The sequence below is a fragment of the uncultured Helicobacter sp. genome (genome assembly GCF_937906905.1).
Taxonomy (GTDB): Bacteria; Campylobacterota; Campylobacteria; order Campylobacterales; family Helicobacteraceae; genus Helicobacter_B.
Map to the genome: position 1 here is coordinate 59,951 of NZ_CALERY010000021.1, position 24,175 is coordinate 84,125.

General features: G+C 45.6%; 23 protein-coding genes. 4 read left to right on the forward strand and 19 right to left on the reverse strand.

The window, feature by feature from the left end; translation table 11 throughout:
* Position 1: 1 nt before the first annotated feature.
* Genes Q0171_RS05080 through ribE form a run of 3 tightly spaced genes read right to left on the reverse strand, consistent with a single transcriptional unit; the run spans position 2 to position 1,567 of the window.
* Positions 2-631 carry an NlpC/P60 family protein gene (locus Q0171_RS05080; RefSeq protein ID WP_299327406.1) on the reverse strand — a complete coding sequence of 210 codons (630 nt, stop codon included), beginning with the start codon at positions 629-631 and terminating at the stop codon, positions 2-4.
* 4 nt (positions 632-635) lie between these two features.
* On the reverse strand, positions 636-899 hold the full coding sequence (locus Q0171_RS05085) for an EscU/YscU/HrcU family type III secretion system export apparatus switch protein (RefSeq protein ID WP_299327408.1): 264 nt from the start codon (positions 897-899) through the stop codon (positions 636-638).
* The gene (gene ribE / locus Q0171_RS05090; RefSeq protein ID WP_299327410.1) at positions 899-1,567 is read right to left on the reverse strand and encodes a riboflavin synthase; all 669 of its coding nucleotides are present in this window, start codon (positions 1,565-1,567) and stop codon (positions 899-901) included. The genes Q0171_RS05085 and ribE overlap by 1 nt, the downstream gene beginning before the upstream one ends.
* Positions 1,568-1,715: 148 nt before the next feature.
* Between ribE and Q0171_RS05095 the strand changes: the two genes are divergently transcribed.
* The 3 genes from Q0171_RS05095 (at position 1,716) to Q0171_RS05105 (ending at position 7,333) form a co-directional block, all read left to right on the forward strand.
* Positions 1,716-2,573 (forward strand): TatD family hydrolase, encoded by an 858-nt coding sequence (locus Q0171_RS05095; protein ID WP_299327412.1) that lies wholly within the window; start codon positions 1,716-1,718, stop codon positions 2,571-2,573.
* Positions 2,574-2,933: 360 nt separating this feature from the next.
* Entirely contained in the window at positions 2,934-5,147 is a 2,214-nt protein-coding gene (gene feoB / locus Q0171_RS05100) for a ferrous iron transport protein B (protein WP_299327414.1), read from the forward strand.
* 191 nt (positions 5,148-5,338) lie between these two features.
* Entirely contained in the window at positions 5,339-7,333 is a 1,995-nt protein-coding gene (locus tag Q0171_RS05105; RefSeq protein ID WP_299327416.1) for a Na/Pi symporter, read from the forward strand.
* A gap of 27 nt (positions 7,334-7,360) precedes the next feature.
* On the opposite strand, the gene Q0171_RS05110 is transcribed toward Q0171_RS05105, so the two are convergent.
* From Q0171_RS05110 to exbB, 7 genes are all read right to left on the reverse strand, one after another.
* On the reverse strand, positions 7,361-8,863 hold the full coding sequence (locus Q0171_RS05110) for a M48 family metalloprotease (RefSeq protein ID WP_299327418.1): 1,503 nt from the start codon (positions 8,861-8,863) through the stop codon (positions 7,361-7,363).
* A 5-nt stretch (positions 8,864-8,868) separates the two neighbouring features.
* Positions 8,869-9,750, reverse strand: coding sequence for a class I SAM-dependent methyltransferase (locus Q0171_RS05115; protein ID WP_299327420.1), 882 nt, complete (start codon positions 9,748-9,750; stop codon positions 8,869-8,871).
* Positions 9,743-11,200 carry an argininosuccinate lyase gene (argH, locus tag Q0171_RS05120; protein ID WP_285264816.1) on the reverse strand — a complete coding sequence of 486 codons (1,458 nt, stop codon included), beginning with the start codon at positions 11,198-11,200 and terminating at the stop codon, positions 9,743-9,745. The genes Q0171_RS05115 and argH overlap by 8 nt, the downstream gene beginning before the upstream one ends.
* 32 nt (positions 11,201-11,232) lie before the next feature.
* Positions 11,233-11,688: a protoporphyrinogen oxidase HemJ gene (hemJ, locus tag Q0171_RS05125; protein ID WP_299327424.1), complete on the reverse strand. Its 456-nt coding sequence runs from the start codon at positions 11,686-11,688 to the stop codon at positions 11,233-11,235.
* 412 nt (positions 11,689-12,100) lie between these two features.
* A complete protein-coding gene (locus Q0171_RS05130) occupies positions 12,101-12,817 on the reverse strand; it encodes an energy transducer TonB (protein WP_299327428.1) in 717 nt (238 codons plus the stop codon).
* Positions 12,783-13,163: a TonB system transport protein ExbD gene (gene exbD, locus Q0171_RS05135; RefSeq protein ID WP_299327430.1), complete on the reverse strand. Its 381-nt coding sequence runs from the start codon at positions 13,161-13,163 to the stop codon at positions 12,783-12,785. The genes Q0171_RS05130 and exbD overlap by 35 nt, the downstream gene beginning before the upstream one ends.
* The gene (exbB, locus tag Q0171_RS05140; RefSeq protein ID WP_299327432.1) at positions 13,160-13,588 is read right to left on the reverse strand and encodes a TonB-system energizer ExbB; all 429 of its coding nucleotides are present in this window, start codon (positions 13,586-13,588) and stop codon (positions 13,160-13,162) included. The genes exbD and exbB overlap by 4 nt, the downstream gene beginning before the upstream one ends.
* A 238-nt stretch (positions 13,589-13,826) precedes the next feature.
* Between exbB and nhaA the strand changes: the two genes are divergently transcribed.
* A complete protein-coding gene (gene nhaA, locus Q0171_RS05145) occupies positions 13,827-15,275 on the forward strand; it encodes a Na+/H+ antiporter NhaA (protein ID WP_299327434.1) in 1,449 nt (482 codons plus the stop codon).
* Positions 15,276-15,701: 426 nt separating this feature from the next.
* Here nhaA and Q0171_RS05150 read toward each other — a convergent pair whose 3' ends face one another.
* The 9 genes from Q0171_RS05150 to Q0171_RS05190 form a co-directional block, all read right to left on the reverse strand.
* On the reverse strand, positions 15,702-16,529 hold the full coding sequence (locus Q0171_RS05150; RefSeq protein WP_299327436.1) for a cysteine ABC transporter substrate-binding protein: 828 nt from the start codon (positions 16,527-16,529) through the stop codon (positions 15,702-15,704).
* A 55-nt stretch (positions 16,530-16,584) separates the two neighbouring features.
* A complete protein-coding gene (locus Q0171_RS05155; RefSeq protein ID WP_299327438.1) occupies positions 16,585-17,544 on the reverse strand; it encodes a thiamine pyrophosphate-dependent enzyme in 960 nt (319 codons plus the stop codon).
* A gap of 21 nt (positions 17,545-17,565) precedes the next feature.
* The gene (locus Q0171_RS05160) at positions 17,566-18,789 is read right to left on the reverse strand and encodes a 2-oxoacid:ferredoxin oxidoreductase subunit alpha (RefSeq protein ID WP_299327440.1); all 1,224 of its coding nucleotides are present in this window, start codon (positions 18,787-18,789) and stop codon (positions 17,566-17,568) included.
* A gap of 3 nt (positions 18,790-18,792) precedes the next feature.
* A complete protein-coding gene (locus tag Q0171_RS05165; protein WP_023930045.1) occupies positions 18,793-19,191 on the reverse strand; it encodes a 4Fe-4S dicluster domain-containing protein in 399 nt (132 codons plus the stop codon).
* A 16-nt stretch (positions 19,192-19,207) separates the two neighbouring features.
* Positions 19,208-19,768: a pyruvate flavodoxin oxidoreductase subunit gamma gene (locus Q0171_RS05170; RefSeq protein WP_299327444.1), complete on the reverse strand. Its 561-nt coding sequence runs from the start codon at positions 19,766-19,768 to the stop codon at positions 19,208-19,210.
* Between the two features lie 311 nt (positions 19,769-20,079).
* Complete coding sequence (locus Q0171_RS05175) at positions 20,080-21,102, reverse strand: HAD family hydrolase (protein ID WP_299327446.1); 1,023 nt, start codon at positions 21,100-21,102, stop codon at positions 20,080-20,082.
* Positions 21,095-22,492 (reverse strand): MATE family efflux transporter, encoded by a 1,398-nt coding sequence (locus Q0171_RS05180; protein WP_299327448.1) that lies wholly within the window; start codon positions 22,490-22,492, stop codon positions 21,095-21,097. The genes Q0171_RS05175 and Q0171_RS05180 overlap by 8 nt, the downstream gene beginning before the upstream one ends.
* Before the next feature lie 171 nt (positions 22,493-22,663).
* On the reverse strand, positions 22,664-23,758 hold the full coding sequence (locus Q0171_RS05185; protein ID WP_299327450.1) for an Mrp/NBP35 family ATP-binding protein: 1,095 nt from the start codon (positions 23,756-23,758) through the stop codon (positions 22,664-22,666).
* A 77-nt stretch (positions 23,759-23,835) separates the two neighbouring features.
* Positions 23,836-24,093 (reverse strand): DUF493 domain-containing protein, encoded by a 258-nt coding sequence (locus Q0171_RS05190; RefSeq protein ID WP_299327452.1) that lies wholly within the window; start codon positions 24,091-24,093, stop codon positions 23,836-23,838.
* Positions 24,094-24,175 lie beyond the last annotated feature (82 nt).

The window sequence follows — 24,175 nt, forward strand, 5'->3', positions numbered from 1 at the left end:
TTTAGTTGTTGGGATTCTGGGGTATGGCATAGCGCACAGCTTGTATTAGCTTGGGCTGCCAGTAGCTATTATGTAGGCTAGCAATTTTCGCGCCACCTTTGGCAGAGAGATGAAGGAAATCACCATTTTCTAGATAAATCCCCACATGATACCCAAGCGCACCTCGCCCAGTTTTGAAAAACACCAAATCCCCGGCGCGAAGTTTCGCGTGGTTAATATGCCTACCTCCTAGCTTTTTGCCGCCTTTCATCTGTCCGGTTGTCGTGCGTGGTAGCTGCAGCGCGAAACTATCACTAAAAATGCTTTGCACAAACCCACTGCAATCTGCCCCGCTTCTTTTTGTGCCGCCTGAAATGTAGGGCGTCTTGCTCCAGAGACTTTGCTGCTTGTGTAGTGCGGCGAGAATCTGGAAGTCGTGCTTAGAAGCCTGTTTGCTAGATTTAGGTGCTTTAGATTCTGGCTTGCTGGATTTTGTGGTTTTCGTGGAGCTTGTGAGGGGTGTTTTCCCGCTAGAGTCATAGCCTGCAACGCGTGCAGATTTGTTAAAATCCTGCACAAAGCAGCCCTGCACGCATATTGCGCCAATTATGCCAATCGCTACACTCTTGCTGGCTACAAACAATCTACACATACATTTATCCGCTTAGCTGGGCATGCTTTTCTACGCGGTTTAGCCAGACAAACACGCCTACTACTGCTTCATACAGCTCTGTGGGGATCTCACTATCAAGCTCGACTTGCAGCAGGAGATTGACAAGCTCTTCGTTGGCAAAAAGTGGCACATCAAATTCTTTAGCCTTGGCGATGATTTTTTCTGCAATTGCACCTTTGCCGCTAGCTAGGACTTTTGGCGCGTTGTTTTGATCTGGATTATAAGCCAGAGCGGCAGCTTTTTGCATTAGAATCTCATCGCAATATCATCAAACTCGCGCCAGCTTGTAGGCATGCGGCTTGGATTCTGGTTTGTCAAACGAGAATCTAGCGCGTGAGAGCTTTTTGTGCTAGAGAGAGTTCGCACGATATGTGCAAGTGAGCGCACAATAACATCTGTCTCAATATTGACGCGCCTGCCTATGCGATAGGTAGAGAATAGCGTGTTCTCAAATGTGTGAGGGATAATAGTGAGTGTGAAGCACTCTTGCTGCACAGAGGAGATTGTAAGGCTGATTCCATCGATAGTGATTGAGCCTTGCGGGATACATAGAGAGAGGGTTTGACTTGGTGCGGTGATGATGAAGCGCGTTTGATTCTCGCAGGGCTCTATGGCGAGAATCTCGCCAATAGCATCAATATGCCCCTGGACAAAATGCCCATCTAGCCGAGAATCTGCCCGCAATGCTGGCTCGATATGCACTTTGTTAGTGTAGTTTTCTATGGCGACTTGGCTTGCGGAGTGTGCGGAAATCTCGAGTGAGAACCCATCGCTATGGAGCGCGATGACTGTTAGGCACATGCCATTGACTGCGATGCTATCGCCGATAGCTGGGACATAGCTGCATGAAAGGCGCAAGATATGATTGCTATAATCCCGCACCAAAGCAATCTCGCGCACCAATCCGCTAAACATGTCAAAATCCTTTTGGGGGTATTATCGCCGCTATTGTAGCAAAGTTCTTGCTCACTAGATGAATGCACCAAGAATCTGGCGTGCTAGAATCGCTGTAATCTGCTACAATTTTAGCCCATAAGCCCAAAATCAAGCACTAGGAGATTGTATGCAGTTTGTCGATACGCATTGTCATCTTGATGATGAGCGCTATATGGAGGATTTACCACAGGTTTTAGAGAGTGCAAGTGCTAAGGGTGTGGGCGCGTGTGTAATCCCGGCAGCAAGCCCTGCTACACTGGCGCGTGCGATAGAGATTGCACAGGCGTATGGGCAGGTGTATTTTGCTTGTGGGCTACACCCATGCGAGATCGAGCATGAAGGGGTGGATTGCGCGGGACTAGATTCTGCGGCAAGCCTTGCTCCAGAATCTAGCGCGGATTACTTGGCTGCAGTTTGTGCGCATAATTGCGCGAGGCTGGAGCGGGTGTTTGGTCATATAGGGCATGAGAAATGCGTAGCCATAGGTGAGTGTGGGCTGGATTATTATCATTTCCTAGAATCTGTGCCTAAAGAGACGCAAAAGCAAGTGCAAAAAGAGATTTTCATCACGCAAATCAAACGCGCTATCGAGCTTGATCTCCCACTAATTGTGCATATACGCGAGGCAAGTAATGATGCGTATGAGATTCTTGCCAGGTTCCCCCAAGCGCGCGGGATTCTCCACTGCTACAATGCTGATGAGGTATTGCTGAAACTTAGTGATAGATTCTACTATGGGATTGGCGGGGTGGCGACATTTAAAAACGCTAGGCGACTGCTCGAAGTCCTGCCTAAAATCCCGCTTGATCGTCTTGTGCTAGAGACAGATGCACCATATCTTACCCCACACCCATTCCGGGGGCAGCGCAATAGCCCAGAATATATCCCGCTAATTGCCTCTAGAGTTGCAGAGATTTTAGGGATCTCCCAAGATACACTAGCAGAGACTAGCACGAAAAACGCACGCGTGATTTTTGGGATTTAGTGGGGCTTGGGGTTATCGCAGGGCTAGCTGATAGGGCGGGGCGCTAGATTCTAAGCTCCATCATGCAAAGAGCAGAATCTACATCTCCTTACGCGCACTCTATTGATTTTAGCCGATGATAGGCTTTTGGCAAATCGTATATTTTGCTCCGGGCATATCTACGATTGCTTTGAAGATTTGACATATTTTTAGAATTTCTCCATATTACAATTTCCCCTAGATGTGTATTGGCTTCCCAGACTAAAATCTAAAGACTTGGATTCTAGTTTGTATCAAGGTGCTGCGCTCTAAGCTAGGTTTTTCAGGTTTAATATCGTAGGTTATAATAATCACTCTTATATTAGTGTTTCAAGGATTTTGATGCCAGATTCAGCACAACACTCCATGAATGATACGATTACTATAGCGCTTATCGGTCAGCCAAATGTCGGCAAAAGCTCGCTGATAAATGCACTCAGCGGCTCACACCTGAAGGTTGGGAATTTCAGCGGAGTAACGATTGAAAAAACTCAAGCCACTTTCTTCTATCATGGCACGCGTATTGTTATTGTTGATTTACCCGGCTCTTACTCGCTCAACCACTACTCCCCAGAAGAAAAAATCACCAAAGACTTCTTGGAGTCTAGGCAGTATGACATCGTGCTAAATGTGCTAGATTCTACCAATCTCGCGCGCAATCTCGCCCTCACCGGGCAGGTCATGGATCTGGGTGTGAAAATGGTGCTGGGGCTAAACATGATTGATGAAGCCAGAGAGGAGCATATCCAGGTAAATCACGCGCTGCTAGGCGAAATCCTAGGCGTGCCATGCGTGCCAATCTCGGCACACACCAACGAGAATCTACCCGCTTTGCTTGATATACTTATCGATACTGCACGCAAGCCACTCTGTGCGCCTAAGAGAATCTATAATGATGAGATAGAGCGCGCGATCGCAGAGGTGGAGCGCTTTATTACACAGAGAGAATTCTACGATCTTCAGGGCTATCCAAATACGCATGCCCCACTTTCCATGCGCCAGATTGCTATCTTGCTCATCAAGCAAGATAGCAATCTTTATGCGTATTTGCACGATAAGCCAAGCTACCATGAAATTATCCAGTGCGTAAATCAAGCGCGCAATGCACTTAGCATGGCTAGTGGTGAGCATAATATTATGCGGCTTTTTCATCAGGACGCCATCGCATTTGCCCAAGGCGCAGGACAGGAGAGCACCATCTACCCCAAAACCATGCTGCAAAAAACCAAAAACATGGACGCGCTATTGCTACACAAAGTCTTTGGGATTCCTATATTCCTAGGGCTGATGTTTGTGCTATTTGAGATGACATTCTATGTGGGTGGGTTTTTCAAGGACTATATCGAGCTAGGGTTTGATGAGCTCTCCTCCATGCTTCGCGAGGTCATTGTTGTTAAAGATTTTGCTTCTTTGCTGTGCGATGGTGTTATTGGCGGGGTAGGGACGATTATCGCGTTTCTACCGCTTATCGTGGTGCTGTATTTTGGTATCGCGATTCTGGAGAGTAGCGGGTATATGGCGCGTATCGCGTTTTTGCTCGATGGATTTTTCCATAGGTTTGGACTGCATGGCAAAAGCTTTATCCCGCTTGTGGCTGGGTTTGGCTGCTCGGTGCCTGCCTACATGGCGACTAGAACGCTCAAAAACCGCAACGAGCGACTCATTACACTATTTGTTATTGGGTTTATGAGTTGTAGTGCGAGATTGCCTATTTATGTGCTTTTTGTCGGGGCGTTTTTCGCACCAAAATATGCTGGTGTAGTGCTTTTTGGGATTTATCTCTTTGGCGCGCTCATTGCTCTATTGCTAGCCAAATTTTTGAAGCTCTCGGTGTTTCGTGGATATGAAGAGCCGTTTGTCATGGAGATGCCTAAATATCGCATGCCAAACTGGCGCGTAGTGTGGTTTAGCGTGTGGAGCAAGGTTGTGATGTTTCTTAAGAAAGCAGCGGGGTTTATTTTCCTAGGCTCGGTGTTGATTTGGTTTGCTTCACAATACCCAAAATCCTCTGATCTTGAGCATGCCTATGAGACCAAAAAACAAGCAATACTAGAATCCACGAGCTCTGGCATAATGCTTTCGCAAGCACAGCAGGCAGCGCAAGAGCAGCAGCTTTGGTATCTGGCAAATGAATATAACGAGCAATTTTTGCGCCAAACATACTCTGGCAGGATTGGCGAGGCGCTTCGTCCATTTTTTGCACCGCTTGGGTTTGATTGGCGACTTTCAATCGCACTTGTATCAGGCTTTGCCGCAAAAGAAGTCGTTGTTTCTACGCTTGGGATTCTCTATGCACTTGGCGATGATACCACCGAGGAGTCTGTCTCTCTCCAGCAAAATCTAAAAGACACGATTTCTTTCCCCAGCGCGATTGCGTTTATCGTCTTTGTGATGTTTTATATCCCTTGCTTTGCAGCGACTATTACCTTTGGCAGGGAGGCTGGGGGAGTGAAATTTGTGGTGTATTTGTTTGTCTTTACCACGATTGTGGCATATATGTTCGCACTTTTGGGGTATTTCATCGCAGATGTTGGGTATGGATTCTTCATGGGCTAGATTCTAGTCCAAAAGTTTTTGTAAAATTTTGTAAAAACAACTTGATATAAACTTTGCTACAATCTTAGTTTCACTGATTTTTCAAGCCTATTATTCTTGTTTTGCTCTCCCTATACACGCTAAATGCGCATGAGGCATTAGAATCTAGGCATTTCAGCATTATTATTATGTATTGCACGACAAGGATTTACATGCTAAAACGATTTAAGACAGAAATTTACACCTATTACAAAATGAGCATTCTTGCTATTATTTCGGTGGCAGGGATTGTGCTCATGGGGCGCAGTGAAGTCGCACAAAATCTTCTCTCAGGACTAGCGATATTTCTGCTTGGCATGTTGTTTCTCGAAGATGGGTTCAAGGGTTTTAGCGGCGGAGTGTTGGAGAAAATCCTAAAAAAATTCTCCAACACCAAGCTAAAAGCCATACTCTTTGGGCTTAGTGCTACTGCTATTATGCAAAGCTCCACGCTAGTAACTATTCTCACCCTCTCTTTCCTTTCTGTCTCGCTTGTGGAGCTTGGTCAAGCGCTTGGCATTGTCTTTGGTGCGAATATCGGCTCTACGACGAGTGGCTGGATTATTGCGGGGATTGGCGTGAAAATGAATGTATCAGCCCTTGGTCTCCCGCTCATTACCCTTGGTGTGCTTCTGCTGCTTATGAAAAACAAAAACTCCAAATCCCTGGGCTATATTCTGGCTGGGATTGGATTTTTTTTCCTAGGGATTTCGTATATCAAAGCGGGGTTTGAGAGCTATCAGGATTTTGATTTAGATGCGGGGCGATTTGGGCAAACATGGGCGTTTGTGATATTTTTTGGCATGGGGATTCTTATCACCTCTATTGTGCAATCTAGCTTTGCCACACTTACAATCATAATCCTTGCTCTAAGTGCTGGGAGTATTTCCTATGATGACGCACTCGCACTTGTGATAGGCACCAATGTCGGTGGTGTGGTAACCGCGCTTATCGCTTCGATTTCCTCTAGTGTTGATGGGCGTAGGCTTGCCATAGGCAATACGCTCTTCAATGTTGTGATTGCTATTGTGTGTATCATCTTTTTGCCGCTTTTTAAAGAAGTTGTTGAAATTTTAAGTCGAGCCTTTGGCTTTGGAGCGCAGGACTATGCTCTTAAAATCGCGCTTTTCCATACCTCCTACAATATCATCGCTGTGCTACTTATGACGCCATTTATCCCACTTTTTGAAAAATTTCTCTGCGCTTTTATCACCACTTCTAAAGACGATTCTGACTATGCGCGCCATATTGATTTTGATCTTATTCCCTACCCAAATACTGCCAAAGAATGCTTGGAAAAAGAAGTGCTCCACTTGTTTGGTAATACGATTTTTATCCTTAGTGCAGTCATCGGGGCTAGACAAGGTGAGCTGCTACAAAAGCGCCTAGGCACAAAGTCCTTTAATGACCAAAAAGTGCGCATAAATCCCGAGGAGCTCGAGAATCTCTATGAGAAAAAAATAAAAAATATTTTCAATGCTATTATTGATTTTTCTACACATTTGCGCGCAGCATATAGTCAAGATGTAAGTTTTTGCGCCGAAATCGCCAATCTCCAAAAAGCTTCGCGCCATCTTGTCGAAGGCACAAAAAACCTAAAAATCATCAAACCAAATCTCATTAAAAACGCTCACTCTAGCAACCATACTCTGCGCGAGCAATATACACAGATCCGCGCATTGCTGGCGAGCACGATTTATGATCTAAAGCTGTTGCAAGACAATAACACAGCCCAATCGCCAGAGCCCCAAACAAGCGCACAAAAGCGAGAGGCTAAACAAATGGCGAGCGAAAATATCCAAGAGGGAATCAAAAAAATCAAAAAAGATCTTAAGAGAACAAATTCTCGCTCAATCAACCTTGTCCAGGAGCTCATCAAAGAGCGTGCGATCACCTCTGCGCAAGCTACCTCACTGCTTAATGACATCGCCTTTGGCACTGAAGCGTTGAAAGAAATTGTAACCGCAGCTAATTGTATTGTCAAATACGAGAATCTCCTGCTAAAGCAAGAAGGTGAGCAAGAAAACGCGCATAAAAATCTAAAGCCAAACGCTAAAGAGTCAAATGAATCGCTGGAATCTAGCCAGAGTGGAGAGCCCCTGGTCTCCAGCGATACACAAAGCCAAGAAGTGCTAGAGCAACCTGCCCAAATAGAGACAAGGCACTAGAATCTACATGCTAAATCCCTACTAGTTCTAGCTGCCCATGGATTCTAGCACTTCTATGCGCTTATGTATGGGAGGGTGTGTGGCAAATGCACCTTTAAACCCCTGTAAGAAAAACATATGCGCACAGGGCTTGGCTAGCTTGTTGTCTAAAAATCCTTGCGTGTCTTTTGCTAGCTTGCGCTCTTGCGACTCTTTTGGCGATTGCTCTTGCGCGATTGTCCGCAATGCTTGCAAAATGGCGTTTGGATTGCGCGTGTATTGCACGCTTGTGGCATCGGCTAGAAATTCTTTCTGCCGTGAAATTGCCGCTTGGATAAGGCTTGCACAAAGTGTGCCAAGAAGCCCCAAAGCATAAAAGCTAAAGGCAAATAGCGCGATGACTGCTTCGCCTTTAGAGTCCCTTTTCCCAGCAGCTCCCGTGCGGTGCGCAATAGAGCGCATAAGAATCTCGCCGATAAAGCTAATACTCATAAAGCCAAAAATCAAGCTAAATATCCGCAGATTTAGCGCGACATCTTGGTGGAATGCGTGGGAGAACTCGTGCCCCACCACGCCAGAGAGCTCTTCGCGTGAGAGTGTATCAAGCGCGCCTTGCGTGAAAAATAGCGCGAATCGCTCATCGCTCTTGCCAAATCTTTCGCCACTACACATTGCATTGATCCCTTGCTCTTCTCGCATAACAAACACGCGCGGCATAGGCATAGCACTAGCGATGGCGATTTCTTCTACGACATTAAGCAGCCGTGCGTATTTGCGGTGATTTTTGTATTTCTTAGGGGTGATTTCTATGGCTTTTAGGGTTTTGGCAAGTCTATCTATGCTATGGCGACTAAGCAGTAGAGATTTCACCACAAAGCTCCCAAAAATCACAAGCAATATGCCAGCACTTAAGCTTAGGCTGTATATAAACCAGCCCATTTGCTTGCGAATATTATCTGTGAGAAGGCTAAAGCTATCAGGCTCATCAAAGATAGCCGGCATTGCTAGCCAAAATATCAGCTCAAACACGCAAAAGCACAGCATAAAAAACAGCACAAACACCACGATAAACAGCATATTAAGCCACAAAACTTTCCCTAATGCTAAATCTTTATGCGCGGCAAATCCTAGCTCTTTGGGCTTTCTTTTGAGATACAAACGCGTAGCGAAAAACAGCAAGCAAGCACAGAGCAAGACCACACAAAGCAGCCCGCCATATACCATCGGTCCGCCCCATATAAGCAGCCATAGCGCAAAGCCCATATTGTTTTGTGCTAGCATTTCAATGCGCATTGCAAGGCTATCAAAAACACTATCGCTAATCTCTTTATACTCAGCTATTAGTGGGAAAAACTGCGCCATAACGACCATAAGGCTTATCGTTGTAAGACTGATTAGCACAAAGAAAAGCAATGACCTAGGCAGGCTTGGGTTGGGGTATTTATTGAGATTTATGATAAGTATCGCACAAAAGCCAATGGTTATCAGCAGTGCTGGCACAAACACCCAAGGGATAAAATGTGTAAGAAGCGCGTGTATGACTTGTATCATAGATTCTAGCTTTTATCCACTTTATCACAGGGTTTTTGCCCCAGCACGAGATGAGAAATCCCCGCGGAGTAGGACTTAATCTCTAAAGGCTGCAAGTTAGCTTCTTTAAACGCTAGGGCTAGCTCATCTGGGGTGATAAAGCTCTCCATAGAATCTGGGAGATATTTATAAGCAGCATAATTGCGCGAGATGAGGTAGCCAATGCAGGGCAGAATATGCTTGGTATAGATGCCAATAATGCGATCTATCAAGCTTGGGCTAGAGTTTTTAAAAAAATCTAGCACCACCACTATGCCACCGGGCTTTAGCACGCGTGCAAACTCGCGCAATGCTTGCTTGTATTCTAAGACATTGCGCAAGCCATAAGAGATAGAGAGTATATCCACACTTTGGGATTCTAGGGTGCTTAGATCTTTTGCCTCTCCTAAGTGTAGGCTTATCTTAGAATCTAGCTTCTTGGATTCTAGCTTAGCTTGGCTATCTTCTAGGATTCTAGAGCTAGAATCCACTTTTGCAAAACTTCCGCCAATAGCTTGCAGCTTCTTCTGCGCGATTTTTAGCATTTCTTGCGATGGGTCTATGCCAATCATCTCACCCACCACGATATTGGATTCTAGCGCGTAGCTATGCCAATGCTTTATCATATCCCCACTGCCACACGCCACATCGACAATGCGCTCTATATCCTTAGCATTGCGTGCTTTGTAGGCTCTTTTAACCGCATCTTTGCGCCAAGAAATATCAATGCCTAGACTTAGGATTCTATTAGTCTTATCATAATCCTTAGCAATATCATCAAACATCGCGATAATCGATCTCTGCGTCCTTTGGGCTTCTTGCTTGGTGTGCTGGTCTTTTGTTTGCGTATTGTGGGCTTGGCTATTCATTCTCAACCTTTGCTTCAATCTTTAGCTTTGGCAGCCTTTTACGCGCTTTTTTCACCCACGCATTAAGCGCGGCAATCTGCTTGCTTGTAGCCTTAGACGCCGTGCCGCCAAGGCTCGTGCGTGCCTGCATAGAAGCAAGCAGTGTGAGCCTTGCAGCAACACCACTCTTTGCAAACAAGGATTCTAGCTTGGGGGCAAGCTTTGAAAGCTCTCTTGCAAGCTCACTTCCACTAAGCTCGCTTAAATCACAGCCCTGTGATTCTGCATAGGCGACTATGCGCCCGGTGATATGGTGCGCTTCTCTAAAGGGCACGCCACATTCACGCACTAAAAAGTCCGCCAAGTCTGTCGCACTCAAATGCCCCCTTTGACACGCTTTAAGCATAGCCTTTTTGTCAAAGCTAGCACTTTCACACACTGCTTGTAAAATCTCTAGGCTAATGAGCGCGCTCTCCACACTATCAAATATCGCTTCTTTATCTTCTTGTGTGTCTTTGTTGTAGGCTAGGGGGAGGGATTTCATCACCACAAGCAAGCGCATTAGATTCCCATATAATCGCCCACTTTTCCCGCGCAAAAGCTCTGGGACATCGGGGTTTTTTTTCTGCGGCATTATGGAGCTGCCGGTGCTGTATTCATCACTTAAACGGAGGAAGCCAAACTCCGCGCTACTCCATAGCACAAGCTCTTCTGCTATGCGTGAAATGTGCATACCAAGCATAGCAAGAGCATAGAGCAAATCCAGCGCGAAATCCCTATCACTCACAGAGTCCATAGCATTGAGCGTGGGTGCGGCAAACCCTAGCTGCTTGCTTACCCACTCTCTATCGTTGTTATACGGCGTGCCAGCAAGCGCGCCAGAGCCTAGGGGCATAAGGTTATTGCGCTTGTGTAAGGACTCTAGCCGCTCTACATCGCGCCTAAGGCTCTCACACCACGCCACTAGGTGGAATCCTAAGTTGATAGGCTGGGCGTGCTGCAAATGTGTCATACCCGGCATTAGCGTGTGCGTGTGCTTGCGTGCTATGGCAAGGAGTGCTTGGATAAGCGTTAGGAGCTTGTTGGCAATTAGCACAGAGTGATCTAGCACATACATTCTACAATCAAGTGCTACTTGATCGTTGCGCGATCTAGCGGTGTGGAGCTTTTTGCCCACATCGCCTATATGCTCTATCAAGGCAGATTCTATCGCCATATGTATGTCTTCTTGCTCTAGGGAGAATCTAAAGCTCCCTTGCTCAATCTCGCTGGCGATTTTCTCTAGCCCAGATTCTATAAGTGCCACTTCACTAGAGTCCAAAACCCCTATGCGCCCAAGCATTCTAGCGTGGGTTTTAGAGCCTAGAATATCATATCGCCATAGCTTTTGATCAAATGTGATAGAGGCATTAAAGACATCTAGCAGCGCGCTAGAATCTAGCTCAAACCGCCCTCCCCATAGCTTTGCCATACTTGCTCCTTAGAATCCAGTTTTGAAAAAGTCTAAAATTTCAGCACCGCGCATAGCACGATACCAATCATCAGCAGTGTTGGGACTTCATTAAACACGCGGAAAAATCGCGGACTAAGCTCGCAGGACTCTCTTTGCATTTTGCTAGCAAATATCCCACAAGCGATGTGAAAAATCAGCAGCAAAGCCACAAGCGTGAGCTTGATGTGAATCCACATTCCACTTTTGAAAATCGCTGTATTTGCGATAATAAGCATTGAGCCTGTGATCACGCTAGCAAGCATTGCTGGGCGCATAATGTAGGCAAAAAGGCGGTATTCTTGCAGCTTGATGATCCGCACAAACTCCCTAGAATCTCTATTTTGACTATGATAGACAAATAGCCTAGGGAGATAAAATAGCCCTGCCATCCACGCGATCACACTCATAATATGCACTGCTTTAATCCACATATAATACGACATCAATATCCCAGATACACTCTCCATTGCTATCCTTTTGCTTTGCTTGTAGGCTCTGCTAGAATTTATGTCGCGCAATTTTCATACAAAAGCGCTTTAAAATGCATTAAAGTATAGGCTAAAGCAAGGCGCACTTGGCAAATGAGAATCTAATGTTTAGATTCTGTTAGTCTATGACTGATGTAAGAGAAGCACTTTTCCCCACCACTTTACGAACAATTACTAAGGGTCGCGATGGTAGATAAGGATTCTAGTGGAATCTAAATTCCTGGGGTTGAATAAAACACGCACAGGATAAAGCCTGTATTGAAAATCATGGCTGTGCAAGTTTAGGAAACAGGACGCACTTGGTCGCACGCTGGTAGGGTAAATATGAAGTGTTTCACGATTATCATACAAGCAACCTCCCCAAAGCCAGGGAGACGGCGTGCTCTAGATTCTAGCTTTGTTCTAGCCCATAGTTTATGGGAATCTTCAGTCGCACCCGTTTGCTTGGGACTGGGAAAAGCTTATGTGCATCTTTTATGGTCTGGATAGCTTGCTTATTAAGCAGGTTGCCAGTGTTTGATCGCACTATGTGTATGTCTTCAATACTGCCATCGACATCGAGAATAAATTCTACTTCTACTCTGCCTTGCATACCGCGGATTCTCGCGAGTTGGGGGTAGTCGTGCTTTTTGGCAATGGCGGCTTCGACCTTGCGATAAAACTCATCATCAATCCCCTCATTATGCGCCAAAAGCTCTTGTGTGGAGCCTTCGGAAGTTTGGTTTGATGGGCTTTCTTGCTCGTTTTGAGTCTCTTGAGTGGGGGTTTGGGGCTGATTTTTAGCCAGCTCTTGAGAGCGCTCCTGCTCCGGAGTTTCTTCTAAAATCTCTTGGGTGGGGATTTTGTGCTTGGTTTTGTGCTTTTTCTTGCGTGCTTTGGTGGGTTTTGGGGTGGATTTAGCGGGTTTGGAGTAGGCTTTTTGTGGTGCGTTTGTGTTAAAGCTTGCTAGGCTCATGGTGATAGGGGCATTACCCTGCTGAGCGACCTGCTCACTTTTAAGCACCCCTACTAGCCAGATAAGCGCGAGCGCATGCACTATAAGCGCGACGCAAAACCCCAAAAATGTCGGGCTCTCAATTTGTCTGCGCAGCGATTGAGAAATTCTCATGCCCTTTGTCCTTGATAATGCTAATGACTTGCACAAAGCTTTCAAACTTCGCGTCCTTATCGCTTTTGAGCTCGATCATAGTTTCATTGTTGATAGTATTGATACGCTCGCGTAGGCTGTTTTGATCCTGTGGCTCATCGTCGATATAGATAAGGTTCTCCGCGCTAATGACAATATGCACGACTTTGTCATCGAGTTTTTTATCGATATTGTCCGCTTGGGGGAGGTTTATGGGGATTTTACCCTGGGCAATGAATGTCGAGACGCTTAGCACGATAGCTAGCAATACGAGCATAACATCGATAAACGGGACGATATTTAATCCCTCTGCGCGTTTTGGTTTCATTTGTCGCTCTTTTGGGTTTTGTAGCGATTGGCAAGGACTTCGGATCGGCGCAGGAGGATATTATAGATCATGAGCGTGGGGATCGCCACACATAGCCCAAGTGCAGTGGCTTTGAGCGCGAGAGAGAGACCTACCATGATGGTTTTTGCGTCCATGCCTCCACTCATTCCCATGTCATAAAATGTAATCATAATCCCGCATACCGTGCCAAGTAGCCCGATATAAGGGGCATTTGAGTAGATAATATAAAGGGCAGTGAGATTTTTGCCTAACGATTCTTCAAGTGCATCGAGCGTAGGGAAGACGCTTACATCTACGCGTGCATAGAAAATCAAGCGCTCAACGCTAAGCCACAATGCCACAAAACTCATCATTCCAAGAATGGCAAACACAATAAAATCTAAATGTTCGCGTAGAAAATCCATAGCTACTCTCCCAGGTGATTTGTAGATCTTGATTCTTAGGCTTAAACATGGAGGATTAAAATCTAAGAATCATTTTTATTTTATGTGCGCATGGTATTACTTATTTGATAAATTTACCATTAAGCGCCACTCTGCCACCACACAAGACCCCAATTCTATATTGCTTAGAGTCTTGCAAGACTCTAAGGGCTTTAGTATAATGGCGCAATTTATTTGGCACAAGAGGATTTTGAGATTCATGCCGCAGCCCACAAACACCTATATCAAAAACCGCCTAAAACGAGATCTAAACGCTTTTATCAATCATGAGTCATTTAGTGGGATTTTGCTGTTTTTTTGCGTGATATTTGCCATGCTTGTGGCAAATTCCAAATTCTCGCCGCTGTATTTTGCACTAAAAGAGCTTGAGCTTGGCGCATTTTTGGGTCCTTATTCTACGGGAATGAGTGTAGAGCATTTTGTCAATGATGTAGCGATGAGCTTGTTTTTCTTAATGATGGGGCTAGAGATGAAGCGTGAGATTCTCTATGGCGAGCTTGCTGGGTTTAAGAAAATTATTTTCCCCATGCTTGCTGCTATTGGTGGGATTATCGTGCCTATTGGGATTTATCTCTATTTCAACCAGGGCACACCTAGTGCCAATGGCTTTGGCGTGGCGATGAGCACGGATACAGCATTTGCGCTAGGTGCGATTCTTTTTCTTGGTAAGCGTGTGCCCCTAAGCTGCAAAATATTTCTCGTAACGCTTGCGGTGGTAGATGATTTGGGCGCGATTTTGGTCATCGTGCTGTTTTATACCACTAAGCTCCATATTGGTTGGCTGGCATGTGCTGGGCTGGTATTAGCTATGCTAATCTATATCAATCACAAAGACACCTATAAGCTCTCGAGTTTTCTGGCTCTTGGTGTGCTGCTGTGGATTATGGTGTTTAATAGCGGAGTGCATGCCACGATTGCGGCGGTGATTTTGGCATTTTGTATCCCAGGGCGCTCTAATGTTTCTGATAATTGTTTGCTTAATCTCAAGCGCGAGCTAGAATCTATCCGCACCTACACGCAGCATGGCAATGATTTTTTCGAGACAAATATCCAGCAAGCGAGATTTAGCCTGCGTGCGATTATACAAAGCCTTAAAAACTTTTTCACAGATAGTGCAGTAAGCAATGCGGCGCACAAGAAATTTAATATCGAGGAGCAGTCGCGGCGTGTGGAGATTTTGGATTCTATCTCACGCTACTCTTTGCAAGCCCAGAATCCACTTTTGCGTTTGCAAAGTGTCTTGCACCCGCTTTGCTCCTATTTCATCGTGCCGATATTTGCTTTCATTAACGCGGGCGTGGCGGTGGATTCTGGGGTGGATTTTGATGTAGATGGGATTTTTACTGGCACGGTGATAGGGCTTGTGATAGGCAAGCCACTTGGGATTTTTGTGTTTGCTTATCTTGGTGTGAAACTTGGGCTTGCGACAAAGCCCGCGAGCCTAAGTTTCTTGCAAGTATTTGCCGTGGGTATTCTGGCTGGGATTGGATTTACGATGTCGATCTTTGTGGCAAATCTGGCATACATTGATATGGAGAATGCTAAGAAAGCGGTGATGATTTCAAAGCTAGCTATTCTCTATGCTTCATCGCTCGCACTTTTGCTAGGGATTGCTATGCTCTGGGTCAGCACTAGAGCTAAGAGTTAGATTCTGCTTGGTATGAATTCTGGGCTAGTAGAATCTAGGCTAAGTGTTATTTTATCCGCAATATAGGGAAGCTCCAAAATAATACGCTAGATTTTCAAAAAACAACCTTTGCTACGATATTTTTATAATCGCTTTTGCACGATTTATCTTGCATGCTTGTCATTGATATTGCAGCCATAGGCAGTATGGAGTTGCGATATAGTCAAAAGATAGGAGAGGTAGTCAAATATAAAAAAGCTGCAAAAATGGAGATTGATATAGGCAGAGAGCGGGCAGGATACTGGGTGTAGATTTAGCTAGATTTCGCACATATGCTAGATTCTGGATACTTTGGATTCTGGGAGATATAAGCCCTCCCACTAGAATCCAGCTCAACCTGCATTGCGTCCTATATCTAAGCAAAAATCTACTTGCCCACCACAAAATCTATTTAAATACCACTTCGCTCGCCTGCACATCATCGCCATAGACTGGCTGGAGAGTCTGCGCATAGGCTTCTAGGAGAAAGCCTTCTTTTTGGAGTTTGGTGATTTCGTCATTTAGCCACTCAAGCAGCTCGGCATTACCCTTTTTAACCGCTGGGGCGATGACATCTGCACTCCCTAGCTCTCTAATGCCGACTTTAAATCCTGGATTCTCCTTTGCCCAAGCAAAGAGCAGGGTATTATCGTGCGCTAGCGCATCGCCCCTGCCATCTTGCAGGGCTGCGAAAGTCTCGGTATTTTGCTCAAACTTTAGCAGCTTAATTTCTGGGTGATTTTTGCTAAAGTAAAAATCTGCAGTCGTGCCTTTATTGACAATGAGTGTTTTGTCTTTGAGTTGTTCTATATCGGTAATTGCGCCATCTTTGCTAACAACTCCCAGCGAAACTTTCATATATGGATTGGCAAAATCCACTTGCTGTGCGCGCTCATCGGTGCGCGTGAAGTTTGCCATCATAATATCCACTTTATTGGATTTTAAAAATTCAATGCGATTTGCTGCTTCTACAAGCACAAAGCGCACTTTCTCTTCACTGCCAAGCAAGTCTTTGGCAATTTGCTTGGCGATATACACATCAAAGCCGGCATTCTGCCCCTTTGCATCAATATAGCCAAAGGGCGGCTTATCGCCAAAGACACCAATAGTAACACTGCCCTTTTGCTTAATGGATTCTAGGGCATTTGTGCTTGATTGCTCATCGCCACAGCCACCTAGCAAAACCGCTGCCAACACAAGCCAAAAGCCACATACTACACGCAATGTATTTTTCATCTACAATCCTTTCAAAAAAGTTGCATTACCATAGCACAATACGCATAAAATCCACTTATGATCCTACGACAATTTTATTTGCCTCTTCCATTCGCTGCAAATGCTCCCATCGCTCATCGACTTCTTTTTGGAATTTTTCGATGATATGGGCATTTTCTGGTTTGAAAAGGTGCTTAAACCGCCCTTGTGCGCCTAGATAATCCCTCACAGGGATAATATTTTTAGGACGATAGGTGATATGCACTTCTTTGCCATTGATGATTTCAAACAGCGGGAACGCCAGAGAATCCACTGCAAGATCAGAGACATCAATCGTCTTATTAGACTCAAACCGCCACTCTGTGGTGCAAGCACTCATTGCGTTGATGAAAGTTGGTCCTTCTGTGTCGATTGCTTGCTTGATCTTTTTATTCATATCTTTCCATTTGTTGGGCGCGACTTGCGCTACATATGGGCTGCCGTGCGCTGCCATTACAAAAAGCATATCCTTTTTGCGCTCCTTTTTTCCATAGCTAGCACTTCCAGCAGGTGTGGTAGAAGTGCTAGAGCCAATGGGCGTGGAGCTTGACCGCTGCCCGCCTGTGTTGGCATAGACTTCATTATCAAGGCAGATATAAGTCATATCGTGCCCTCTCTCAAAGCAGCCGCTAATAAACTGGAATCCAATATCATAAGTGCTGCCATCACCGCCAAAGGCGACAAACTTAGGCTTCTCGCCTTTATATCGTCCCTTTTTCGCTAGGGCGCGATACATCGTCTCTGCTCCAGCTGCCGCAGTCGAGCCATTTTCAAAGCCAATGTGAATCCAAGGCACATCCCAAGAAGTGTGTGGATATACCGCCGTAGAGACTTCAAGGCAGCCTGTGGAATTGCCAATGACAATAGGACCTTCCACGGCATTTAGCACCTCTCTAATGATAATCCCGTGCGCACAGCCCGGGCATAAAATATGCGAGCCTTCAAACTTCTCCGCCGCTTTGGAAAATTGCTTTAAGTTTTTTACTTCTCTTACCATAACTTCTCCTTACAATTTTTCTTAATAAAAGCTCATTCTTGGACCGCGCAAGCCGATGAACTGCTGTGTGGGGTGCGTGAGCTTGCCAGCCTTAGCATTTGCATCTAGCTCGCGGAATATCTCCACTAAATCCACCTGCGTAATATCGCGCTCACCTAAACCATAGATATAGTTACTAAGCACAGGGTGTGCAGAATCTGGCACCTGATACAACGCCGCTCCAACTTCATTAAACAACGCCCCCATAGCACCAGCAGGCAAGCTCTTATCCATAATGCCAACCGCCTTTGTGTGCTTTAGTGCTTCACCCACAAGCGCGTAGGGGAATGGGCGGAATACTTTCACGCTCACAACCCCTGCTTTAATGCCATTTTTGCGCGCTGTTTTTGCCGCTACGCGGGCAGATTCTGCTGTGGTCCCAAGTGCGAAAATAGCCACTTCTGCATCGTCCATATCATAGGTTTCTACAACCTTATGCTCTCTATTTGTGAGTGCTTTAAACGCGCTAAATGCTTCTTCTATGACAGCTTGCGAGCGCATAAGTGCATTGTGCAGCTGCGCTTTATGCTCATAGTGCCACTCTTCTTCTGCCTGCGCACCATAGGTAGCTGGGTGCTCGAAGTTAAATAGGGAGTTTTTCTCCTTATACTCGCCGATAAAGGCATAAGCTTGCTCATCGCTTAAGGGGCGGACATTTTGGGCTGTGTGGGAGCATAGGAAGCCATCTTGATTAACAATCACAGGAATGCGCACACGCATATCTTCAGCGATTTTAAAAGCTAGGAGATTAAGGTCATAGGCATCTTGGGGGTTCATCGCGCACAGATTGATCCAGCCTGCATCGCGCCCTAGATACATATCTGAATGATCGCCGTGGATATTAAGCGGTGAAGCAAGCGCGCGATTGACAAGATTTAGCACAATTGGCAAGCGCATACCAGAAGCTTGATAAAGCACTTCTACCATAAGTGCAAATCCTTGCGAGCTTGTCGCTGTCGCCACGCGACCACCAGCTGCTGCTGCACCCACGCAAGCACTCATTGCTGCGTGCTCAGACTCTACAAGCAAAAACTCTCCATCAATGTAGCCATTGCTCACAAATGTCCCATAGTTTTGCACGATAGGCGTTGAGGGCGTGATGGGATAGGCTGCGACTACATCGATTTGGGCTTGGCGCATCGCTTGGCACGCCGCCATATTGCCATCCCATACAACTATTTTGTCAAGTTCCATAACTTTTGGCATAGCTTACTCCTCTCTCTTTTTCTTTTCTTCTTTGGCGGGCCACTTGCTAAGGGCTACTTCATTTGCCTCGTGGTTATTAAACATTAGCAGGGATTTGGGATTGGTCGGGCAGACATCTACGCACACGCCGCAACCCTTGCAGTGCATATAATCCACGCCCTTTAGCTTCTCATCACGCACCAAAATCGCTGCATCAGGGCAATACATCCAGCAGTTAAAGCAGTTGATACAAATCTCGCTATTATGCACAGGCTTATCAATGCGCCAATGCGCCACACTCGTGCCATAAGAGCTTTCTTTGGTATAGCTGCGCTCATTATTATGCTGGCGCAAAGTCTCTACCCCATCTTTTTCAAAGGGAAACAACACCGAGCCAATTTCTAACTCTGTCCAATCTTTCATCATTTACTCCTTGTGGTTATTTCACACTATCATACGCGCGTTGTATAGCTTCCATATTGGCATCAATCACTGCTTGTGGCAGCTTCTTGCCAAGCACTTTTGTAAAAGCCTTTTTGAAATACTCAAGCTCTAAAATCCCAGATATTTTCACAAATGCACCAAGCATAGGGGCATTTGGGATTGGCTTGCCAATGGTATCAAGCGCGATTTGAATGCAATCAAGGGTATAAAGCGTCTTGCCTTGCAAATCAGGCTTTTTGGCAATTAGCTCCTCTTTTGATAAATGCGTGGTGATGATGTATTTGGTATCGGGCTTGTCATTGGCACAAATATCAGTGATAAACACAATCCCCGGGTCAATCACTAGCACATAATCTGGCTCCATAAACTTCTCGTGGTTTAAAATGGGCTCATCATCAATCCTATCATACGCGCTCATCGCCGCGCCGCGTTTAGCCGAGCCATAGAGCGCGAATGCCTGCACTTCTTTCCCTGTTGTTGCGATCACATCAGCAAGCCCTTTTGCGCCTGTTACCGCACCTTGACCCGCTCGTGAATGCCATCGTATCTCTAGCATAGATTCTCCTTAATGAAGTTGATACCCTGACTCCTAACTTGCTCGCGCTGTTTTTGCAAATTATTACACGCACACAAACATCGTAGAAATGCAGGAAACGCCTGGGATTCTAGCATGGAAAATATTAAACCAAGATATAAGTAGGCAATTTCACACAAAAAGATAAAAAATTCTTGCCTAAATTGTATATAAAAGTAACAATATATAGAATCTAGATTTTGTAATCCCTAGCTTTGAATGTATCGCCAAAGACATAACAAGGAGTGCAACAAGAGTTGGGGGTGGCGGCAGAGAGCTGGAATCTAGGTGGCTTAGAGAGAGTGCCAATTGTCATCATATTCTTTGGCTTGCGCACGCAGGGCTTTGACTGCATCATAAACATTATCAAAGCTTGCATTCGCACTGGATTCTAGCCCCACGCCATAGCCGCTACGCACCCACACGCCGTTAATCTGCGCATTGTGTGCCGCCTCTAAATCATAGATCGTATCGCCAATCATAAATACCTGCTCCTTTGGCGCAATGGGCAAAGAGCAAAGAGCTTTCAAAATCGGCTCTGCGCTAGGCTTTGGGTGCTGCACATCTTCGCTGCCAATCACCACAGAGAAAAACTTCAAAATATCAAAATGTCGCAAGATATGCTTAGAATACTGCGCAGTCTTTGTCGTAACGACTCCAAGATGCGCAAAGCCGCTTGCCATAATGAGTGATTCTATTACATTTGGTAACAATTTTGTTTTCTCTAAATAGATTTTACGATAGTTATTTTTGTAGAGGATAACCCTATTTTGCGCTTCTTTTGCCGAGAATCCCACCCGTATAAACATCTCGTTAAGCGGTAGCCCAATAAGCGATCGAACCTCATCTAAAGTGGGTGAAAAATCTACACCACACGCATGCGTGAAGCTATGATAAATTCCATCAATAGAGTCAAGCAGTGTCCCGTCTAAATCAAATAGTAGAATATATCGCTCGTGTTCAGCATGTGTCTGGGATACGAGGGATTTGCTACCAAAAAGCTTGAAAAACCTTCTACTTGTTTTATTGGCTTGTATAGGCACTGGAGCATCGTCTCTAGAATCCAGAATCCCATTGCACCTAGAATCATCGCGATCAGATTCTGGTTTGACTTCAAAGCCTCCGGGCTCTTCTCCCCAGGTATGTTTTCGCACCTTATTCTCATCTTTAAGCTCGATCTTATCCCCCGATATTCCATTTGCCCCAGTGTTGGACTCTATGGGGTGTTCATCTTTAAGCTCGATTCGATCATTCCTTGGCGCACTATCTTGCGCACTAGCTTGAGTGCTAAGATTATTAGGTGTTTTATTAGCCACGATGTTTTCTCCTTTTCCACAATGTCCTGCCACTTGGGGCATTGCCAGATAAAATGCCATAGCCTAGCTCATAGCCCATAACAAGCATAGCCACCACAAGTGCGCAGCCCTGCGCCACAGGATAGCTAGCAAACGCCCCATCTAGCCCATAGCCCTCGCTCAAAGGCGGCAAAAGCAGCGCGATAAACAAAAATGTATAGCAAATGGTGATGATGATAGAGCTTATCGTGCGCTGGATAGACTGCAAGAAAATCGCGCACGCCATATTCACGCCTAGCAGCACATAGCCGATGTAGTAAATATCCATAGCCTTCACGCTTAGAGCCGCCACCTCATTGCTAGAATCCACAAAAAAGCCCACAAAATACGGCGCGAAAGCATAAAACACCCCATACAGCATAAGCCCGATAGCCACCACCACAATAAGCGCAAAGCCAAGCGCGTAGCGCAGCCTAGCGAAATTCCCAGCCCCATAATTAAAGCTAGCAATAGGCTGCAAAGCTTGCGAGACAGAGAGCAAAATGGTAAAAAACACAATCCCACAATACAGCACCACGCTATACACCGCCAGCCCCACACTCCCAGCTATGCCTAAAAGCGCGCCATTATAAAGCACCATCATAATAGCCGCTGAAAGCTCGGATATACTCTCTGGCAAGCCACTCTTAGCCGAAGAAATAACCGCAGCGAAGGAAAATCTAGGGATAAAAAATAATGCCCCCCTTTTGCGCACAAAATGCCCAAGCAGCACGCTAAATCCTATAAAATGCGCCAAAATAGTCGCTAGCGCGCTGCCTTCAATCCCCATATCAAGCACAAACAAAAACACATAATTCAGCACAATATTGCTCGCAGATCCCAAAATCATCGCAAACATACCAAGAAGCGGTCGCTTATCATTGACGACAAAAATATCGCTTAATGGGTGCAAAATCAAAAAGGGCATACCAAGAAAGGTGATTTGCAGGTAGATTCTAGCTAGCGCGTAAATCTCGCTAGAAATATTTTTACCACGCGTAAGGAAGCCTAAAATCTCATCGACAAGCACAAAGCCCAGCACCCCAATGGCAACCGAGCTAATCGCCACAAAATAAAAAATCGAGCTAAACACCAGCCTAGCCCTAGCCGCGCGATCACTTCCTAAAAAATACGACACAATCGCCGCCCCCCCAAAGCCAAAGAGCAGCTCATAGGCAATACACGCAGGGAACACCGCCCAGCACGCCCCAATAGCCGCCAAGCCATCTGTGCCAATCTTTTGCCCCACGAAGATCCCATCAATCGTGGAGTAGGTAGAGAGAGCTAGCATCGCACAAAGAGCAGGGATAAAATAGTAGAAAAATAGCTTGATGATAGAGTCGTTTTTCAAATCAAGAGTGCTAACTAGCATGCCCTGCCTTCTTCAAATCTTATACGCTAAATTTTCATAAACCTAGCAAGAATCTAGCTCAAAACATCACGCCGCATTATAGCAGAGCTTATAAAACACAAATCCCGAATGATTCGTGGGCTTCTGGCAGGCTGGACACAGATCCAGAAAGCAGAATCTAGGGAGATGTGTTTAGCGGGGTTGGATTGTGGAGTTATCAGTATTAGTATGTTGTGTGAAAAACTCTAGCAGCGTATGTGCCATTTTGCGATAAGCTTTGCCAATAGCAGAATCTGGTGCGAAATACACCACGGGTTTGCCATTATCCCCACCCTCGCGCACGCTAGGGTCAAGCGGGATTTTGGCGATGACTTGCGTGTTGTATTTTTGTGCGAGTGGGAGCGTGGTGTCTTTGCCAAAGATTTCTTGCTCGCAGCCGCAGTTAGCACAGATGTGGCTGCTCATGTTTTCTACTATACCTGCGATTGGGATTGAGAGCTTGACAAACATATCAAGTGCGCGCGCGCCATCATCGAGGCTTACGAGCTGGGGTGTGGTTATGGCTACTCCTGCGCTCACTGGGATATTTTGGGCGATTGAGAGTTGTGCATCACCTGTGCCTGGAGGCATGTCAAGCACCATGATATCTAAATCCCCCCACACCACATCGCTAAACATTTGGACAATCGCGCGCATGAGCATGGGACCGCGCCATATCAGGCTTTCTCCCTCATCAAAGAGCATGCCCATACTCATCAAATCTACACCATAAGCATGCAGAGGGATAAGCTTTTTGCCACTTGGATCGAGGTTTGGCTTTTGCCCATGCACGCCAAACATGCGTGGAATATTTGGTCCATAGATATCCGCATCCAGCAGCCCGACTTTTTTCCCTTCCATGGCTAGGGCTATGGCGAGATTTGTCGCTACGCTGGATTTCCCTACGCCACCTTTGCCAGAGCTTACCATGATGAAGTGCTTCACTTGTGGAAGCAGGTTTTTGCCTTTAGGAGCAGAGTCTTGCGCTGGATTCTGGGGTGTGGGGGTTTGAATAGAGATCTTAGCATTTATGCCAGCTTTTTTCATGGTGTTATCGATTCTATCATGCAGGGCTTTGGCGACATTTGAGTCGCTGGAGGGAATGGCTATGAGAATCTCGCACGAACTATCTCCAGTGGTTTTAATTTCTTTGACAAAGCCATAGCTCACGATGTCTTTTTGGAAGTTTGGGTATAGAACTTGGGAGAGAAGAGTGGTGATTTGCTCTTGTGTGATTTGCGCTTGCATAGGTGTCCTTAGTATTTGGTATAGTGTTTATAAGCGGGGGCGTTTGTAAGATATTTTTATTTAAATTTTGCTGAAATCTATAGCACCATTTTAACTTCTGGGTGGGAAGAAAGCGCGCTGTAAATGGAGTTTCGCTCGGTTTCATCGATAACTTCTACATCAAGGTGCATAGAGATGAAGCGTCCTTTGCTTGAGTGGTTTTTAATGATGAGATTATAGGGCTTTTGCACGAGTTCTTGAATGATTGTAGTGAGACGCTCTTGGCTCTCGCCAATAATTCGAAACTCCCACTTACATGGGTAGATGATATTGGGCTTACCCTCGATATGCCGCATATTACTCCTTAGAAACTTGGCGTTTAAATTGTGGGGGGGGGGGTAGATTCTACATAGAATCTACCCTGGGGTTTGGCTGGCT

Coding starts and splice junctions, on each gene's coding strand:
- Q0171_RS05080 (WP_299327406.1), bottom strand. CDS start 631: ATGTGTAGATTGTTTGTAGCCAGCAAGAGTGTAGCGATTGGCATAATT.
- Q0171_RS05085 (WP_299327408.1), bottom strand. CDS start 899: ATGCAAAAAGCTGCCGCTCTGGCTTATAATCCAGATCAAAACAACGCG.
- ribE (WP_299327410.1), bottom strand. CDS start 1,567: ATGTTTAGCGGATTGGTGCGCGAGATTGCTTTGGTGCGGGATTATAGC.
- Q0171_RS05095 (WP_299327412.1), top strand. CDS start 1,716: ATGCAGTTTGTCGATACGCATTGTCATCTTGATGATGAGCGCTATATG.
- feoB (WP_299327414.1), top strand. CDS start 2,934: ATGCCAGATTCAGCACAACACTCCATGAATGATACGATTACTATAGCG.
- Q0171_RS05105 (WP_299327416.1), top strand. CDS start 5,339: ATGCTAAAACGATTTAAGACAGAAATTTACACCTATTACAAAATGAGC.
- Q0171_RS05110 (WP_299327418.1), bottom strand. CDS start 8,863: ATGATACAAGTCATACACGCGCTTCTTACACATTTTATCCCTTGGGTG.
- Q0171_RS05115 (WP_299327420.1), bottom strand. CDS start 9,750: ATGAATAGCCAAGCCCACAATACGCAAACAAAAGACCAGCACACCAAG.
- argH (WP_285264816.1), bottom strand. CDS start 11,200: ATGGCAAAGCTATGGGGAGGGCGGTTTGAGCTAGATTCTAGCGCGCTG.
- hemJ (WP_299327424.1), bottom strand. CDS start 11,688: ATGGAGAGTGTATCTGGGATATTGATGTCGTATTATATGTGGATTAAA.
- Q0171_RS05130 (WP_299327428.1), bottom strand. CDS start 12,817: ATGAGAATTTCTCAATCGCTGCGCAGACAAATTGAGAGCCCGACATTT.
- exbD (WP_299327430.1), bottom strand. CDS start 13,163: ATGAAACCAAAACGCGCAGAGGGATTAAATATCGTCCCGTTTATCGAT.
- exbB (WP_299327432.1), bottom strand. CDS start 13,588: ATGGATTTTCTACGCGAACATTTAGATTTTATTGTGTTTGCCATTCTT.
- nhaA (WP_299327434.1), top strand. CDS start 13,827: ATGCCGCAGCCCACAAACACCTATATCAAAAACCGCCTAAAACGAGAT.
- Q0171_RS05150 (WP_299327436.1), bottom strand. CDS start 16,529: ATGAAAAATACATTGCGTGTAGTATGTGGCTTTTGGCTTGTGTTGGCA.
- Q0171_RS05155 (WP_299327438.1), bottom strand. CDS start 17,544: ATGGTAAGAGAAGTAAAAAACTTAAAGCAATTTTCCAAAGCGGCGGAG.
- Q0171_RS05160 (WP_299327440.1), bottom strand. CDS start 18,789: ATGCCAAAAGTTATGGAACTTGACAAAATAGTTGTATGGGATGGCAAT.
- Q0171_RS05165 (WP_023930045.1), bottom strand. CDS start 19,191: ATGAAAGATTGGACAGAGTTAGAAATTGGCTCGGTGTTGTTTCCCTTT.
- Q0171_RS05170 (WP_299327444.1), bottom strand. CDS start 19,768: ATGCTAGAGATACGATGGCATTCACGAGCGGGTCAAGGTGCGGTAACA.
- Q0171_RS05180 (WP_299327448.1), bottom strand. CDS start 22,492: ATGCTAGTTAGCACTCTTGATTTGAAAAACGACTCTATCATCAAGCTA.
- Q0171_RS05185 (WP_299327450.1), bottom strand. CDS start 23,758: ATGCAAGCGCAAATCACACAAGAGCAAATCACCACTCTTCTCTCCCAA.
- Q0171_RS05190 (WP_299327452.1), bottom strand. CDS start 24,093: ATGCGGCATATCGAGGGTAAGCCCAATATCATCTACCCATGTAAGTGG.